Origin of the sequence: Leeuwenhoekiella sp. A16, from assembly GCF_047946675.1 — a bacterium.
In the GTDB taxonomy this organism is placed as follows: domain Bacteria; phylum Bacteroidota; class Bacteroidia; order Flavobacteriales; family Flavobacteriaceae; genus Leeuwenhoekiella.
In genome coordinates, this window is record NZ_CP172313.1 from 4283947 (window position 1) to 4299908 (window position 15962).

Here is a 15962-nt window from a genome sequence, read left to right on the forward strand (position 1 = left end):
AATAGAATTTATTAATTATTAACCTGATCGTTATGAATGATAATAAAAATATAGAAATAGGAACTAAAATTGAAGGTCTTAAATACCATGCTGTAATGTCTGCAACTATTAAAAAGGAAAAGCTTAAGAGAAAGAACGAGATCAAAAAACTAAAAGAAAAAATACAAGAATTGCTTTTCGCGAAAGAATTCCAGATCGATTACATCCTGGCTCTGGAAGAAAAATCTGGTCTTAATTTCTCTGCAGGTTACATGCCAGAATTCATCACGCAGGAAATAAATGAGAGGCGTTAGTTTTTAAAAGTCAATTACGATCATCTTCTACACCGGCTTTTAATTAAAGCTGAATCTTTATTATCTTTTCGCTCTAGATAAATTAAGCAACATGAAGCCTGTACCTTTAGCGATGAATCCGCCAACAACTGATGTTACCATTATTAATACAATTACATTAGAAGAGGCCATTGTACTTTCAAGACAGAATGCACGCAAACGCATAATATTTCCCTATCACAAGAAAGCTTCAGATAAATTGCATCGCATGCTTAATGTGATACAACCGGGAAGTTACATCAGGCCGCACAATCACGCTGCCGAAGGTAAAAGTGAATCTGTGATCCTGTTGCGCGGTGGTATTTGTTTTATGACCTTTGATGCTTCAGGCAATTTAATAAGTCATCAGGATCTGATTGCTAACACATTAAATTTTGGTGTAGATATAGAGCCAAATGTGATTCATTCCTTTTTCGCTTTAAGCGAAGACACCGTTATTTTTGAAGTAAAACCCGGGCCCTATATTAAAGAAAACGACAAAGGTTTTGCCAGCTGGGCACCTGCCGAAAATACTCCCGAAGCCGATCTCTATTTAAATGATCTCATTATAAAAACCGGGCATTAATTAGCGATTTTTGACCTCAAAAGGCCGATTTTTAATATAATTTTGTTTTTACTAAAAACGTGGAGTAGTATTTTAATATACAGAATTGCTTTATTTACAAATTAGGAATTAAATGCTACACCGCATCAACGTTTGCGAAATGCAACTTATTCTTGCTACTATACTTTTAAACCGAAACAAGATTTTGATTTATCTCGCTAAAATTATATTTTTTGATGTCAAAATCTTTGTCTTAAAAGCGCTCCCGGCATCAATATACTTCAACGCTTAAACTTACCAGTCACTTTAATACGTATTGAAGTTCCTATGTTTTGTCAAAAATGATTTAATTTTGCTTTCAATTTATTGCAGCTTAACAATCAGGATTTTCTAATTTAAAATTCTGCCTAAGAAAGAGTTTGAAAATAACATTTTGCTTAAAAATGTTTATATTTAACAAAAATTTTTAGTCATATACAGACTATTCCACAGCTAATCAATTTCTGTATTACCATTGAAAGACCTTAGTACCCAACTCAAATCAGACATTAAAAAAATTCAACGCATTGGGATTGTACCGCAACTTCTTGATGTAGTATGCCGTACAACCGGAATGGGTTTTGCCGCCATTGCTCGTGTTACAGAAGATCGCTGGGTAACCTGCAGTACTCGTGACCAGATAGCATTTGGCTTAAAACCGGGTGATGAGTTAAAAGTTGAGACCACATTATGTAATGACATACGCCAGTCTAAAGATATTATTGTTATTGATCATGTAGATAAAGATGATATCTATTGTAAACATCCTACTCCGGCGATGTATAAATTTCAGAGTTATATCTCTGTACCTATTATAAAAAAAGACGGGTCATTCTTTGGTACTTTATGTTCTATAGATCCTAAGCCGGCAAAAGTTAACAGACCTGAAATAACGGGTATGTTTGAGCTATTTGCAGAATTGATCTCGTTTCATTTAAATGCGATTGAAGAACTGGAAGATACAGAAGCTAAACTGAAACACGAGCTTGAAACTTCTGAATTGAGAGAACAATTTATTGCTATTTTGGGCCACGATCTTAAAAACCCCGTGGGTACAACCAGAATGAGTGCAGAATTACTTCTTAAGATGAATCTTGACGAGCGGGCAACAAAATATGCAGGGATTATAAAATCTACTTCTTTTAGAATGGAAGGTCTTATAGATAATTTGCTTGATTTTGCCAGAGGACGTTTAGGAGAAGGAATACAATTAAAGAAAGAGATTAATAACAAGCTTCTACTTGAAAGCGTAGAACAAGTTATTAAAGAGATTCAGGCCATGGCACCAGAATCTAGATTAGATGTAAACATTCAACTGGATTACGAAGTAAATTGTGACAGGGAGCGTGTTGCACAATTATTCTCTAATCTCTTAGGCAATGCTATTACGCACGGCGCACCAGATAAGCCTATACAAGTTGAGATCGTAAGTACCAAAAATATGTTTTCTCTCGCTGTAAAAAATCAGGGTGAGAAAATACCACAGGTTGCAATGGATCATCTATTTCAACCATTTTACAGACAAAATTTAAGTTCGCACAAACAAGGTCTGGGTTTAGGTCTCTATATCTCTTCAGAAATTGCTAATGCACACGGCGGGCAAATGAATGTAGCTTCTACTGCGCAGGAAACAGTGTTTACTTTTATAATGCCTTGCAAATAAGCTTTTAAGTAGAATTAAAAATCGGCCGATTTTAAGATAAAATTGACCGATTTTCTATGTTTTTATGCAGGTTTGATTCTGCTTAATCTTTGGTGTACACTTTATTTTCCTGTTCTGCCACGCGTATAAAAGTGGTACGCTTAGTAAGTTCTTTTAAACGGGCTGCGCCTACGTATGTGCAAGTGCTGCGAATACCACCCAGAATATCCTGAAGCGTATTCTCTACATCACCACGATAAGGAACCTCTACCGTTTTCCCTTCGCTTGCTCTGTATTCTGCAACTCCGCCCACGTGCTTTTCCATCGCGGTAGCAGAACTCATACCGTAAAACTGTTTATATGCTTTACCGTCACGTTCTACATATTCCCCGCCACTTTCGGTATGACCGGCAAGCATCCCGCCCAACATCACAAAATCTGCTCCTGCGCCAAAGGCTTTTGCCACATCACCGGGTGTTGTGCAGCCACCGTCACTAATAATTTGACCGCCCAGGCCATGAGCAGCATCTGCACATTCTACGATCGCAGAAAGTTGAGGATAACCCACACCTGTCTTAACGCGTGTAGTACACACAGAACCGGGACCTATGCCCACTTTAATAATATCAGCGCCAGCTAGAAGTAGCTCTTCTACCATTTCGCCGGTAACTACATTGCCCGCAATGATCACCTTTTGAGGATGTTGTTTTCTGGTTTTCTTTACAAAATTCACAAAATGCTCAGAATAGCCGTTAGCCACATCTATACAAATGAACTTTAATTGTGGATTAGCATCAAAAATCGCTACAAGTTTTTCAGAATCCTGAGATCCTGTGCCCGTGCTTATGGCAATGTAATCTTCTATACCCGCTTTCGCGTTAGCTAAAAAAACATTCCAGTCTGTTACAGAATAATGCTTATGAATGGCTGTAAACAAGCCTTGTTGTGACAGCGCATTTGCCATCTCAAAAGTACCTACAGTATCCATATTTGCGGCCATTATAGGTACACCGCTCCACTTTGTATTACTATGCAGAAATGTAAATTCCCGTTCCAGTTTTACCTGCGAGCGGCTTTTAAGAGTTGAGCGTTTAGGTCTTATCATAACGTCTTTAAAACCCAACTTTATATCATATTCTATCCTCATTTTTATCTTGTATCATGTTGCTTTCAAAAATACACGTTCCCTCAACAATGTCACGCTTTTTAGCGAAAGATTTTACCGTGTTTTCGGTCGATTTTTAGCCAGAATAACCCGATATTTCAGCATTAAATAATCAGTAGTAATGAAAAAACACATGCTAATTCTTATAGCGATCTTATCATTGATGAGCTGTGACACCAGAGATTGTGATGATATGAGCTGTTTTACTCCACCGCCTGTATTTTTATTTAAAATAGTAGATAAGGCCAGCGGTGAAAACCTGTATACTAACGGTACTTTGAACAGCGATGATATTAAGATTACTGATAAAAATGGTAAGCAATTGCAGTATACATTCATCACCGAAAACAATGTTAATCTATTACAAGCCGATGAATTTGGTTGGGATAGTAATATAAGCACATACTATATAGATCCCGGTAATGGAATTAAGATCGATATCGCTCTTAACTCTCAAATGAAAAATGAAAATTGCTGTTCATTTTATGAAATTAGTGATTTTTCGGTTCTTAATTATTCTTATACAGTAGAAAACTCAACAGGGATTATCATTGTAGAAATCCCAGCACAAACTTAAATTAACCTTTACAAAATGAAATACATAGTACTACTTTTCACTGCATTTTTATTAAGCTGCAACTCAAATTCTACAGAAAATGATACAGCAAAAAATGAAGCTGAAAACCCAATAGAGGGACAAACCCCTGCGGTAAATTCCGTAGTTCAGGAACACGGCGCGCTGCACATAGAAGGAACTAAAATTCTGGATAAAAACAATGAAGTGGTTCAATTGCGTGGCATGTCTCTTTTCTGGAGCCAGTGGATTGGCAAATATTACAATGCCAGCGCAATAAAATGGCTAAAAGAAGACTGGCAGTGTACGGTAGTTCGCGCCGCAATGGCAGTAGATTTTGATGGTTATCTTACAAATCCTGAGGCAGAAAAAGCAAAAGTAATGGCTGTGATAGATGCAGCGATCGAGCAAGGCATTTATGTGATCATAGACTGGCACGATCATGAAGCGCAAAATCACGTTGATGAAGCTAAAAAGTTCTTTGGCGAGATGGCAAAAAAGTATGGTGATTACCCTAATGTGATCTATGAGACTTTTAATGAGCCACTTGATGTATCGTGGGCGGAAGTTTTAAAACCATACCACGAGACGGTAATTGCAGAAATACGTAAATATGATCCTGATAATATAATCGTATGTGGTACGCGCAATTGGTCGCAAAATGTAGATGAAGTTATCGATAATAAAATTGATGATCCTAATGTGGCATACACCCTGCATTATTACGCAGCTACTCACAAACAATGGCTTAGAGACATAGCGAGCAAAGCGCTTGAGAATGAAGTTCCGCTTTTTGTAACAGAATTTGGTACGACACAGGCTTCTGGAGATGAAGAAATTGATGAAGCAGAATCTAAAATATGGTGGCAATATCTGGACGATCATAACATCTCGTGGTGCAACTGGTCTATTGCAGATAAAGAAGAACTGGCTGCAGCTTTAAAACCGGGTGCCGCAGCAGAAGGCGGCTGGCCAGATTCAGAAATTACAACTTCAGGAAAATTAGTGCGGGAAGAATTAAAATTAAAGAACAAGAAATATTGATAAATCAGGAACTCACAGTTAATAAATGGTTTCGCCTGGCGCACTTAATAATAGACACAATTGCATGGCTGGCTCTTACTTTCATATTCAGTTTAATACTAGACCTTTTTATTCGTACTAAGAATATTGACATAATAAACGGCGGACTTATTCTTTGCATATTTGGTTCTTTTATAATCTATTATGTGGTTATGGAATTTAAGTTTCAACGTACTCTGGGCAAATTTTTAACCAAAACAAAAGTTGTAACTCAAACCGGTTCTAAACCATCATTAAATGATATTTTTATAAGAACACTTTGTAGATTCATTCCGTTTGACAGAACTTCGTTTATAGTAGTCAAAGATGGATTTCACGACCGGTTATCAAAAACGACAGTCATTAAAGAAAACTTCAATTAGAAAAACATGGCAATTAAAGCAATTCATCATATCGCGATCATCTGCACAGATTACGAGGTTTCAAAAAGATTCTATACAGAAGTTTTGGGGTTTTCGGTTTTAAAAGAGACCTATCGTGCTGCACGAGATTCTTTTAAACTCGATTTAGGCTTGGGTGAAAATTATGTGATAGAATTGTTTTCATTTCCAGATACTCCGCCGCGTCTATCCAGACCAGAAGCGAGCGGTTTAAGACATTTAGCATTCGCTGTAGATAATATTGAAAGTGAAATTGACGCTCTAGCGAAAAAAGGTATACAAACAGAAGACGTGCGTATAGATGAGATCACAGGTAAGAAATTTACCTTTTTTACAGACCCTGATAATTTGCCGCTTGAGTTCTATGAGATTTAACTAAAACACGATTTAGTATGGAAGACATGGCTTTAGAAAAATTGAGATATCCTGTTGGTAAATTTGTGAAACCAGTCACAATTACCGCTCAGGAAATAGACAAATGGATTTTTGAGATCGAGTCCTTTCCATTAAAGTTGAAATTGGCTGTGAACGATCTTTCTGAAGAAGAATTGCAATGGCAATACAGATCAGGAAGCTGGACGATAAAGCAACTTATTCATCACTGTGCAGACAGCCACATGAATAGTTTTATTCGGTTTAAACTTTCGCTAACGGAAGATTCTCCCATTATTAAGCCCTATTTAGAGGATAAATGGGCACAATTAGCCGATTCTTCATTAGCAGATACAAGTCTTTCACTAAAAATAATTGAAGGCTTGCACCAGCGCTGGGCTATACTTTTAAAATCTTTGGCAACGGAAGAACTCAACAGAGCATTTGTGCATCCTGAACATGGCAAACATTTTTCACTAAAAGAAAACATTGGTATTTATGCCTGGCATTGTAGTCACCATCTCGGGCACATAAAATTAGCTATTCAGGCAAAAGGTGCGGTACAAAATAATAAGTTTGATCAATGACAGATAATGTAAATAGTCTTCCAGAAGTTTGGTTAAGAGGTAAGTTACCAGAAATTCCTGCTTTGCTACAACCAGCAGCCCACGCGCTAAAACAAGCGGTAGAAGATATGTATAAATATACTGCAGATTTCCCCCCTGAACTTTTATGGGAAAAACCTGCAGGAAGAGCTTCTGTAGGATTTCATTTGCAGCATTTAACTGGTGTTTTAGACCGTATGCTTACTTATGCAGCTGGTGAAAATTTATCTGAAAATCAATTTGATTACCTTAAAAAAGAAGGCAAAATTGTTGATGTTTCAGTAGACCAACTAGTAGATGCTTTCGCGGAAAAAGTAAAAGAAGCTTTAGCGAAATTCAAAACAGTACCTGAAGCAATTCTTATGGAAGAAAGAACTGTTGGTCGGATAAAGCTTCCGTCAACCGTTATTGGTCTTTTATTTCATGCTGCAGAGCATAGCCAGCGCCACATTGGCCAAATGCTGGTCACAATTAGCGTTGTAAAAAATCGGTGATTTTATGCCAAAAACCGGGCTCTAACCGGTAAAAAACGATTAATACTCTGTTTTTTCCTCTTTCTGGCTCCATTTCGTGAAAACGGGAACAGCCTCTTCTCTAAGTACTTTGTAGAAAGGAATTTGTCTATCGTCCATATCTTTTGCGATCTCATCATAAATAAACTGATCGTCAAAATCTATAGCTGCGGCATCCTCCCTATTTGCGCCATAGAATACCTTATCTGGTCTTGCCCAGTAAATTGCACCCAGACACATGGGGCATGGTTCACAAGAAGTATAAATTACACATCCATCCAGCTGAAACGATTTTAAGGCCTCACAAGCACTACGTATAGCAGTTACCTCTGCGTGAGCAGTAGGATCGTTAGTAGAAGTTACTTTGTTATAACCTTCTGCTATTACTTTGCCGTCTTTAACTACAATTGCACCAAAAGGGCCTCCTGCGCCTTTATCCATTCCTTCTTCTGCAAGAGCGATTGCACGGCGCATAAATATTTTATCCTGTTCTGTCATATCCATTTTTCAACGGGTAAATATAAGAATTGTGCTTCAAGGTATATCTTAATTCACATGTTATAAAAACACAGTAAAAATCGAGTGTTTTCGTACTTTCACCTGTAAGTATTTGCAAATATGATAATTAGATGTAATTATTCTTGTAAAAAATTTCTCAGACCTTAAATTTTTTTATATTTTTAACACAAGTCAAATATGGATCCCTATACCATATAATAATTGTCTATATACTAGCTAATCCCTCCGCATAGCTTATAAGAGTATCACGTTTTGTCGATAATCTGTCTATTTAATTTGCACTTATAAAAAAGTGCTAACAGCCAGACTTATGTCTAATTAAAACCTAACCAATATGAAACCAATTTTACTATTATTTACTGTACTAACCGCGAGTCTATCTTTTGCTCAACTACCAGAAGTTGAGTGGTATGAAGAATATGAAGACGAAAGAAGTAATGAGTTAAAAGTTACATTACAGACCTCAGATGGGGGATTTATTTTAGGCGGGTCTTCATTCCCTGTTGGGAATAACTCCCGTAATAGAAATGAAGATTTTTTTATAATAAAAATTAATGCTCTGGGCAAATTAGAATGGAAAAACACATATGGAGGTGACGGTACTGATATCTTAAGTGAAATAGTTATTTCTCCAGATGGCGGATATCTTCTTGGTGGTACTTCTAATAGCAACAAATCTGGTGATAAATCACAAAATAGTAATGATAGTTTTGATTATTGGCTAATAAAAGTAGATGGTAATGGTATAAAATTATGGGATACTACTTTAGGCAACCAATATGATGAAAGCATGGAAAATTTAAGTAAGGCTCAAGGAGGATATTATATAGACGGTTCTTATGGCTACCACGAGGGTTATTTTGAATATTCTAATTATGAGGTTGACGAGACCATCAAGCTTAACTATGATGGTACAATAGTAGAATCCAGCAAATATACTTATGAAACGGATAATCTTTCAAATGCAGTTACTGGATATTCAATATTTACCTCAGACGGGGGATTATTAAGAATTCAAAGAATTGATTATGATTACTCTACACCGCGTAATTATTTGACAAAGACTGATATGAATGGAAAAAAAATATGGGAAAAAAGCTTAGGAGATAAGTATTTAGATATACAAGTCTATCGAGCTGCACAATCTACTAACGGCAATTATTTAATCACAGGTACACATAAATATTATGGTAGCGAGGCACATCCTTGGATCGCAGAACTGGATGCTAATGGAGAATTCATCTGGCAAAAAATATATACTGACAAACCTAATATGCACATACTACAGATATTAGCCACTAGAGATGGAAGTTATCTATTATTAAATGGTTCCGAAATTTTAAAAATTGGTTTAAATGGTATTATAGAATGGGAGAATAAACTTCCCATTAAAACTGAATTTTATGCTTTGCATGTATTTGAAATTAATGGTCAATATCTATTATCTGGTGAGTCTAGAGCTGAATCTAACAATGACAATACCAATTTCTGGACCCTAAAATTAAATCTAAACGGGCCAGCAACTGATATTCTTTATTTCTCTGTTAGTGAACAACTTAAATCTGCTAAGATTGATTACAATAATTCACATGTCACTTTTGAAGTTGATTCTAAAGTTGATTTAAAAAATATAACTCCCAATATTATAATACCAAAGAATTCTACAATTGATCCTCCTCTTGGCACAGCAAGAGATTTTAGCACAAATGAATTAAACTATACAGTAGCCTCAAAAAATGGTGAGAAAAAAATATGGAGTATAGAAGCAAAAAAAATATTAATAGAATACTGCGTTCCTATTGAAACAGATACACCTGCAGAAATCACGGAGATGAAGGTAGAAGTTGGTTCTATAAATAATTTTGCTGATGTTTCTTATGGAGATTTTACCAGTATCTCCAGTGATTTGTTGAGAGGTGAAATAATACCTATAAAGATCACAAGTCCCAAATTTATAAATGAATGGGGTTACAGCAGCCAAAAATCGTATGCAGTCTATATTGATTATAATCATGATAAAAAATTTTCTAGCAGTGAGGAAATGATTTTTGAAAAAAGTAAAGACGCTGAGATTACTACAGGTTCTTTTATCATTCCTGAGGATGTGAAAGAGGGAAATACCAGAATGCGAGTCATTCTTGATTATTCGCCATATGCTTGCGATCTGAATGATATTGTCCATGATTATACTGTATTTATAAAGAAAAATAATTCATTGCCATATTCTGATAAAAATGAGCTAAAGATTAACTTTCAGGATACTGAAACTACGGCACCTCTAGGATATTTCAAAGACTTCGGTGAAGCTTTCGCAAATAGAAATAATGGGTACACCTATGGTTGGATGGAAAAGGATAGGTCTGTACCAATCAGTTTAGTCATGAACGGTCGAAATCGGGGTTTAGATGATTTAAATGTTGTCAAAAACACGCTTCTACATATGCAATATGGAGATGTTAATGGACCCAATGGCAGCAAAAAAGAAGGTGTTTGGGAAATGGAAGTAGTAAATGGAGATTATCTAGTAAGTATAGGAGCAGGGGATGCGGCAATAGATGGTCCGGGAACTACACCTTCTCATACAATTAATGTGGAAGACTTTAATCTCATTAATAATTTTCAACCCAAAGCAAATTTCGGAGAAGAAAATAGATTTATTTCGGCTCAAAAAGCGGTACGGGTAAGTGATGGTAAATTATCAATTGACGCTGATGGAGGTTTTAATACAAAGATTAATTATCTTACTCTAAATCCCGCACCTAAACCTATATATATTAATTTTTCAAGGGCAGAAGATACCGCCCCTGTTGGTTACCTCAAAGATTCAGGACTACCCTTTGCTCCAAAAAACAATGGCTATTCATATGGTTGGTTAAATGCGGAAGATGGTTTACCTGTTAATATCTCCCAGAATGCAAGAAATAGAAATGCCTATAACGCAAATCTGCTGCAAAACACTTTTATACACATGCAATATGGCGATACAGGTGGCACAAATGGAGTACCAATAGATGCTCTTTGGGAATTAGAGGTGCCTAATGGCGCGTACAAGATAAAGGTGGGTATAGGAGACCCGTATATGCATTGGTATAATTATGACTCATCACACACTATTAATATTGAAGGAGTAAGCGTTATCGATAATTATCGCTTTTTTGAAGATATCATGAAGATTGACTATGCTAGCGGTTCTGCTCAGATACAAGTCTATGATGGTAAATTAACCATTGATGCAATTGGAGGTACTAATACTAAACTAAATTTTATAGAGATAATACCACTGGACTACAGACCTGTGAGTTACTCGCAAAAACTTTTAATAAATGAAAACATAGAACCAGGCAATATTATTGGTTCTGTTAATATTCCAGGAATTGACCTTAGCACATTCACCTACGAACTTCTCAATAACTCTGATTTATCTACTTTTGAAGTTAATCCATTACAAGGTAAAATAAAAGTATTGGATGAATTAAATTATGATACGACACCAGAATATTTTTTAAAAATATTGACTACAAACGGTATTATAGAATACGAATTGTATCTCAATATTCAGGTAAAACCAGAAAATTATGGTGATCTTAAAGTGAACTTTTCAACCGCTGATGATCTTCCTCCAGAAGGATATTTGAAAGATTCTGGTCATGCCTTTGCAGACCGGCTTAATGATTACTCTTATGGCTGGATCTCCGCTTCAAGCGAAATGCCTATTAACCTTTCGACAAACACCCGAAACCGAAACTTAGTCAATGCTAGTCCACTTCAGAATACGATCATACACATGCAATATCAGGATGTGGCAGGAGCTAACGGAACCCCGGAAGAAGGTAAATGGGAAGTAGAAATACCTAACGGTGAATACGAAGTTACAATTGGTGCAGGTGATGGCGGTATGGATGGTCCCGGTACAATACCTTCTCACACGATAAATGCAGAAGGCGTAACCTTAATTACTGATTTCATTCCTTCCGGTGGATCTGGCACATCTACCCGATTTACAACTGCTACAGCTACTATTACCGTAAGCGACGGTAAATTAACCATCGATGCTGAAGGCGGATTTAATACTAAAATTGATTATATCGATATAAAACCAGTCGTAACTGCTGAAAAATCGATAATTGAAGGGCAAAAACTGGCTGTAAATGGCATAAAATCGAACATAGATTCTATCAGTTTGTATCCTAACCCCGTTTCTTCAAATCTTAATTTTCAGTGGACAGGTAATTCTACTATTGAAGAAATTGCCATTTATGACATGAAAGGCTTACAGATCAAAAACTATAAACCTGAAAGCAGTAATTCAAAAAGAATGACAATTCCTGTTTATCAACTGCAAACCGGTGTTTATCTGCTTAATGTTAAAAGTACAGATGGAGAAGTCTTTAAAGAACGCTTTATTGTAAAATAAATAGCAAACCATCAATTTTAAGAAAGGGAGACACAATGTCTCCCTTTTATTTTATGTATACTTTCTAAATAGAACTTTTAGACTTTTTTAATAAATAATCATCATCTTTCAAGTAATATTATCCTCACAAAACAACAGATTCTTTTGCCAAAGCATGAAATACCATTACATTTTCTACATTCTGTTATTCTTTTCAATTTTCGCAAAAGCGCAAGAAAAGAAAGTTGATCACAAAAACCAGCAATGGCTGGCTTACTATAACCAACTCGAACTTTCTAAAAACTGGAGCATAAATAGCGATTTTCAGTATCGCTGGGAAGATTTTTTTAGTCATCACACACAATACCTGGTAAGATCACAGGCAACTTATAAAATAGCTGATGCTCTTGAGACAGGTGCCGGGTTGGGAATTTCGGGTTCTTATGAAGATGAGTCATTATCTAAAATGGAGTACAGACCTTTTCAGGAAATTCAGTTAAAAAGTGCACTGTTAACTCTGGCTCTAGACCATAGATTACGTGTTGAAGAACGCTTTTTTGAAGATAGGATTACAAATGATAATTCGTTCAATATGCGCTTTCGGTACAGACTTCAGCTTACCATACCTGTATTCAAAATTTCATCAAATCCTGATAAAACTTTAGATCTAATTATGGCAGATGAAATTTTCCTAAATGCTGGTCATAATATTACTTATGATGTTTTTGATCAAAACCGAATTTTGCTTTCCGCATCAACGCCATTAAACAAGAAGGTAGATATCTCACTCACGTATAACAATCAATTTGCCGCAAAAAATAGTCCGGCCAGCTATACCAGAACCCATATTTTCTGGCTAAGCATCAAACACAAAATTGATATTTCTAAAAATACATCCCCATGAAAGTGAGACATATTCATTTAGTTTGTTTGTTATTTTCAGCAGTATTTCTGGGCTGCAAAGATCATTCTGCAAAAAAGATCACCATCGCTACGGCAGCAAATATGCAATTTGCTATGAAAGCGCTTACCGCGAAATTTTACGAAGAAAGTGGCATTGACTGCGAAGTAATTGTTAGTTCGTCAGGTAAACTTACAGCGCAGATAAAAGAAGGAGCTCCGTATGATATTTTTGTTTCAGCAGATGAAAAATATCCCTTAAATCTGGCAAAAAATGGCTTTACAGCTCAAAAACCTCAAATTTACGCCTACGGCAACCTGGTTCTCTGGTCTCTAAAAACCGACCTAAAACCAACCATTATCGCACTTTCTGACCCTAAAATCGTACATATCGCACTGGCAAATCCTAAGACCGCGCCTTACGGAGTAGCAGCTATTGAAACCTTGAAAAATTCTAATCTGTATGATCAGGTCGAAAACAAACTGGTTTTTGGCGAAAGCATTTCTCAAACCAATCAATTTATAATTTCGGGAGCTGCAGAAGTAGGTTTTACAGCAAAATCTGTGGTGCTTTCCCCCGCTATGAAAAATAAAGGTAGCTGGAGCGAGATCGACTCTTCCCTCTACTCGCCTATCGCGCAGGCTGCTGTTTTATTAAAAAGTGCCACAAATAATAACGAAGCAAAGCAATTCTATGATTTTTTATTTTCGCTTAAAGCGAAAACCATTCTTGAAAATTTTGGATACCTTGTTCCTGAAAAATGAACATTCTAACAGGCAAAATAACTAATCTTGAAGTAAACGGAAGCCTATCGCTGGTAAGCTGTCTGGTTAACGATCTGCTTTTTAAAGCTATCGTCATCGAGACGCCTGCTACTGCTTCTTATTTAAAAAAAGAGAATACCATAAAACTACTTTTTAAAGAGACTGAAGTGATTATGGCTACCGGCGATACGTCTAATATCAGTCTGCAAAATAAGATTACAGGCACTGTTATTAATATTGAAAAAGGAAAGTTGCTTAGCCAGATCGTTATAAATTCTGCTGTGGGCACAATCACCTCTGTGATAACTTCTGGCGCTGTGGAGCAATTAAAAATCGAAATAGGAAAAGAAGTGACGGCCATGATCAAAACCAACGAAATTCTACTTTCAGAATGATAGATTGGGCTCCTCTTATTCTCACTTTTAAACTGGCGGTTATTACAACCGCAATTCTGGTTATTATTGGTATCCCTCTGGCATATTGGCTGGCTTTTACTAAAACTAAATTAAAACCTGTACTTGAAACCCTGGTAAGTATGCCGCTGGTTCTGCCGCCAACGGTTTTGGGTTTTTATCTGCTGGTAGCTTTTAGTCCGTCAAATGGTTTTGGCAATTGGTTACACGAGTGGCTGGGCATAAAACTCATTTTCTCTTTTGGCGGTCTTGTTCTGGCATCGGTGATTTATAGTTTGCCTTTTATGATTCAGCCCATTCAGGCGGGACTTGCAGCGCTTCCACCTCATTTAAAAGAAGCAAGTTACACCATGGGGAAATCTCGATTTACCACATTAATGAAGGTTTTAATCCCCAATATAAAACCCGCTTTACTCACCGGTATTGTTCTTTCTTTTGCGCATACCATTGGTGAATTTGGCGTTGTTCTTATGATTGGCGGTAACATTCCGAGGAAAACAAAAGTCGCATCGATCGCCATTTATGATGAAGTTGAAGCTCTCAATTATAGCGTGGCAAACAACTATTCAGTTATACTTTTCGCAATCACATTTATCATTTTGTTATCTGTTTATCTGGTAAACGGCGGCTATTTAAAAAAATGGGGAAAATGATACATATCGATCTACAAAAAACGCTGAAAAGCGCTCATGGCGAAATGCATCTCGATATCAAGATCACTATTGAGAAAGGTCAGTTCGTAACGCTTTATGGTGATTCTGGAGCAGGCAAAACCTCAACCTTTAGAATGATCGCCGGGCTTTTAAAAGCAGACAGCGGAAAAATAAGTGTAAACGAAAAGAAATGGTTTGATGCTGATTCGCGCATCAATTTACCGCCACAAAAAAGAAAAGTAGGCTTTGTTTTTCAGGATTATGCGTTGTTTCCTAATATGACAGTGCGCCAAAATCTGGAATATGCTTTACATAAAAATCAGGATGAAACTATCATCTCGCAGCTCATTGAAACTGCAGAACTTGGTGAACTACAAAATCGAAAACCTGAAACTTTAAGCGGCGGTCAAAAACAACGTGTTGCTCTTGCCAGAGCTTTGGTTCAAAAACCTGAGATTCTTTTGCTTGATGAACCTATGTCTGCCCTTGATAGTAAAATGAGACTCAAACTTCAGGATTATATTTTAAAAGTTCATCGCGATTTTAACCTGACTACGATCCTGATAAGTCATGAGATTGGGGAGATTTTTAAGCTTTCTGAGCAGGTTTTTGTGCTTGAAAATGGGATTATTACGAGTAACGGCTCTCCAGATACCGTTTTTGGCCATAATACGCTAAGTGCGAAATTCAGGTTTACCGGTGAAATTTTAAATATTCAGAAAGAAGAGGTCGTCTACATCCTCACTGTTTTAATAGGAAATAACCTGGTGAAAATTATCGCTCAACAATCTGAAATTAATGCGTTTAATATTGGTGATAAAGTGCTCGTTGCTTCAAAAGCCTTCAACCCGGTGATTCAAAAAATATAGATTTAATCGAAATAAAAGTCTGCCTGCTCAATTACTCCTATCTTTGAGTATTAATTAAATTTGTGTTCTTAAGCTTAAGACAGGCGTCACCCTGAATTTATTTCAGGGTCTTATTGCAATTATTATTACAATTAAATGTGATGCTGAATCAAGTTCAGCATGACCAAGTACTTATTTCGCAAATCAAAATATTATCATAATT

At 36.5% G+C, this 15962-nt stretch carries 17 protein-coding genes; 15 read left to right on the forward strand and 2 right to left on the reverse strand.

Features of this window, described 5'->3' with window-relative positions; translation table 11 throughout:
• The first annotated feature begins 32 nt into the window (after nt 1–32).
• The 3 genes from ACH3O9_RS18665 (at nt 33) to ACH3O9_RS18675 (ending at nt 2578) form a co-directional block, all read left to right on the forward strand.
• A complete protein-coding gene (locus ACH3O9_RS18665; RefSeq protein WP_416443009.1) occupies nt 33–293 on the forward strand; it encodes a hypothetical protein in 261 nt (86 codons plus the stop codon).
• A 91-nt stretch (nt 294–384) separates the two neighbouring features.
• A complete protein-coding gene (locus ACH3O9_RS18670) occupies nt 385–897 on the forward strand; it encodes a WbuC family cupin fold metalloprotein (protein WP_416443011.1) in 513 nt (170 codons plus the stop codon).
• 493 nt (nt 898–1390) lie between these two features.
• Entirely contained in the window at nt 1391–2578 is a 1188-nt protein-coding gene (locus tag ACH3O9_RS18675) for an ATP-binding protein (RefSeq protein WP_416443014.1), read from the forward strand.
• 82 nt (nt 2579–2660) lie between these two features.
• Here ACH3O9_RS18675 and ACH3O9_RS18680 read toward each other — a convergent pair whose 3' ends face one another.
• Entirely contained in the window at nt 2661–3704 is a 1044-nt protein-coding gene (locus tag ACH3O9_RS18680; RefSeq protein WP_416443019.1) for a GMP reductase, read from the reverse strand.
• Between the two features lie 139 nt (nt 3705–3843).
• On the opposite strand from ACH3O9_RS18680, the gene ACH3O9_RS18685 reads away from it, so the two are divergent.
• The 6 genes from ACH3O9_RS18685 to ACH3O9_RS18710 are packed head-to-tail and all read left to right on the forward strand — an operon-like array spanning nt 3844 to nt 7230.
• Nucleotides 3844–4299 carry a hypothetical protein gene (locus ACH3O9_RS18685; protein ID WP_416443021.1) on the forward strand — a complete coding sequence of 152 codons (456 nt, stop codon included), beginning with the start codon at nt 3844–3846 and terminating at the stop codon, nt 4297–4299.
• A gap of 15 nt (nt 4300–4314) precedes the next feature.
• Nucleotides 4315–5340 (forward strand): glycoside hydrolase family 5 protein, encoded by a 1026-nt coding sequence (locus tag ACH3O9_RS18690; protein WP_416443023.1) that lies wholly within the window; start codon nt 4315–4317, stop codon nt 5338–5340.
• Nucleotides 5337–5741 carry an RDD family protein gene (locus ACH3O9_RS18695; RefSeq protein WP_416443025.1) on the forward strand — a complete coding sequence of 135 codons (405 nt, stop codon included), beginning with the start codon at nt 5337–5339 and terminating at the stop codon, nt 5739–5741. The genes ACH3O9_RS18690 and ACH3O9_RS18695 overlap by 4 nt, the downstream gene beginning before the upstream one ends.
• A 6-nt stretch (nt 5742–5747) precedes the next feature.
• Nucleotides 5748–6134 (forward strand): VOC family protein, encoded by a 387-nt coding sequence (locus ACH3O9_RS18700; protein ID WP_416443027.1) that lies wholly within the window; start codon nt 5748–5750, stop codon nt 6132–6134.
• 17 nt (nt 6135–6151) lie between these two features.
• Nucleotides 6152–6718, forward strand: coding sequence for a YfiT family bacillithiol transferase (locus tag ACH3O9_RS18705; protein ID WP_416443029.1), 567 nt, complete (start codon nt 6152–6154; stop codon nt 6716–6718).
• The gene (locus ACH3O9_RS18710) at nt 6715–7230 is read left to right on the forward strand and encodes a DinB family protein (RefSeq protein WP_416443031.1); all 516 of its coding nucleotides are present in this window, start codon (nt 6715–6717) and stop codon (nt 7228–7230) included. Before ACH3O9_RS18705 ends, ACH3O9_RS18710 begins: the two co-directional genes overlap by 4 nt.
• Nucleotides 7231–7269: 39 nt before the next feature.
• On the opposite strand, the gene ACH3O9_RS18715 is transcribed toward ACH3O9_RS18710, so the two are convergent.
• Nucleotides 7270–7746, reverse strand: coding sequence for a nucleoside deaminase (locus tag ACH3O9_RS18715; RefSeq protein ID WP_416446730.1), 477 nt, complete (start codon nt 7744–7746; stop codon nt 7270–7272).
• 355 nt (nt 7747–8101) lie between these two features.
• Between ACH3O9_RS18715 and ACH3O9_RS18720 the strand changes: the two genes are divergently transcribed.
• The 6 genes from ACH3O9_RS18720 (at nt 8102) to ACH3O9_RS18745 (ending at nt 15760) form a co-directional block, all read left to right on the forward strand.
• Nucleotides 8102–12181, forward strand: a complete 4080-nt coding sequence (locus ACH3O9_RS18720; RefSeq protein WP_416443033.1) for a T9SS type A sorting domain-containing protein — start codon at nt 8102–8104, stop codon at nt 12179–12181.
• Nucleotides 12182–12335: 154 nt separating this feature from the next.
• A complete protein-coding gene (locus ACH3O9_RS18725) occupies nt 12336–13064 on the forward strand; it encodes a DUF2490 domain-containing protein (RefSeq protein ID WP_416443035.1) in 729 nt (242 codons plus the stop codon).
• Nucleotides 13061–13825 carry a molybdate ABC transporter substrate-binding protein gene (gene modA, locus ACH3O9_RS18730; protein WP_416443037.1) on the forward strand — a complete coding sequence of 255 codons (765 nt, stop codon included), beginning with the start codon at nt 13061–13063 and terminating at the stop codon, nt 13823–13825. Before ACH3O9_RS18725 ends, modA begins: the two co-directional genes overlap by 4 nt.
• On the forward strand, nt 13822–14220 hold the full coding sequence (locus ACH3O9_RS18735) for a TOBE domain-containing protein (RefSeq protein ID WP_416443039.1): 399 nt from the start codon (nt 13822–13824) through the stop codon (nt 14218–14220). The genes modA and ACH3O9_RS18735 overlap by 4 nt, the downstream gene beginning before the upstream one ends.
• Nucleotides 14220–14891, forward strand: a complete 672-nt coding sequence (gene modB / locus ACH3O9_RS18740; protein WP_416446732.1) for a molybdate ABC transporter permease subunit — start codon at nt 14220–14222, stop codon at nt 14889–14891. The genes ACH3O9_RS18735 and modB overlap by 1 nt, the downstream gene beginning before the upstream one ends.
• A complete protein-coding gene (locus ACH3O9_RS18745) occupies nt 14888–15760 on the forward strand; it encodes a sulfate/molybdate ABC transporter ATP-binding protein (protein WP_416443041.1) in 873 nt (290 codons plus the stop codon). The genes modB and ACH3O9_RS18745 overlap by 4 nt, the downstream gene beginning before the upstream one ends.
• Nucleotides 15761–15962 lie beyond the last annotated feature (202 nt).

Coding starts and splice junctions, on each gene's coding strand:
- ACH3O9_RS18665 (WP_416443009.1), top strand. CDS start 33: ATGAATGATAATAAAAATATAGAAATAGGAACTAAAATTGAAGGTCTT.
- ACH3O9_RS18670 (WP_416443011.1), top strand. CDS start 385: ATGAAGCCTGTACCTTTAGCGATGAATCCGCCAACAACTGATGTTACC.
- ACH3O9_RS18680 (WP_416443019.1), bottom strand. CDS start 3,704: ATGAGGATAGAATATGATATAAAGTTGGGTTTTAAAGACGTTATGATA.
- ACH3O9_RS18685 (WP_416443021.1), top strand. CDS start 3,844: ATGAAAAAACACATGCTAATTCTTATAGCGATCTTATCATTGATGAGC.
- ACH3O9_RS18690 (WP_416443023.1), top strand. CDS start 4,315: ATGAAATACATAGTACTACTTTTCACTGCATTTTTATTAAGCTGCAAC.
- ACH3O9_RS18700 (WP_416443027.1), top strand. CDS start 5,748: ATGGCAATTAAAGCAATTCATCATATCGCGATCATCTGCACAGATTAC.
- ACH3O9_RS18705 (WP_416443029.1), top strand. CDS start 6,152: ATGGAAGACATGGCTTTAGAAAAATTGAGATATCCTGTTGGTAAATTT.
- ACH3O9_RS18710 (WP_416443031.1), top strand. CDS start 6,715: ATGACAGATAATGTAAATAGTCTTCCAGAAGTTTGGTTAAGAGGTAAG.
- ACH3O9_RS18715 (WP_416446730.1), bottom strand. CDS start 7,746: ATGACAGAACAGGATAAAATATTTATGCGCCGTGCAATCGCTCTTGCA.
- ACH3O9_RS18720 (WP_416443033.1), top strand. CDS start 8,102: ATGAAACCAATTTTACTATTATTTACTGTACTAACCGCGAGTCTATCT.
- ACH3O9_RS18725 (WP_416443035.1), top strand. CDS start 12,336: ATGAAATACCATTACATTTTCTACATTCTGTTATTCTTTTCAATTTTC.
- modA (WP_416443037.1), top strand. CDS start 13,061: ATGAAAGTGAGACATATTCATTTAGTTTGTTTGTTATTTTCAGCAGTA.
- ACH3O9_RS18735 (WP_416443039.1), top strand. CDS start 13,822: ATGAACATTCTAACAGGCAAAATAACTAATCTTGAAGTAAACGGAAGC.
- ACH3O9_RS18745 (WP_416443041.1), top strand. CDS start 14,888: ATGATACATATCGATCTACAAAAAACGCTGAAAAGCGCTCATGGCGAA.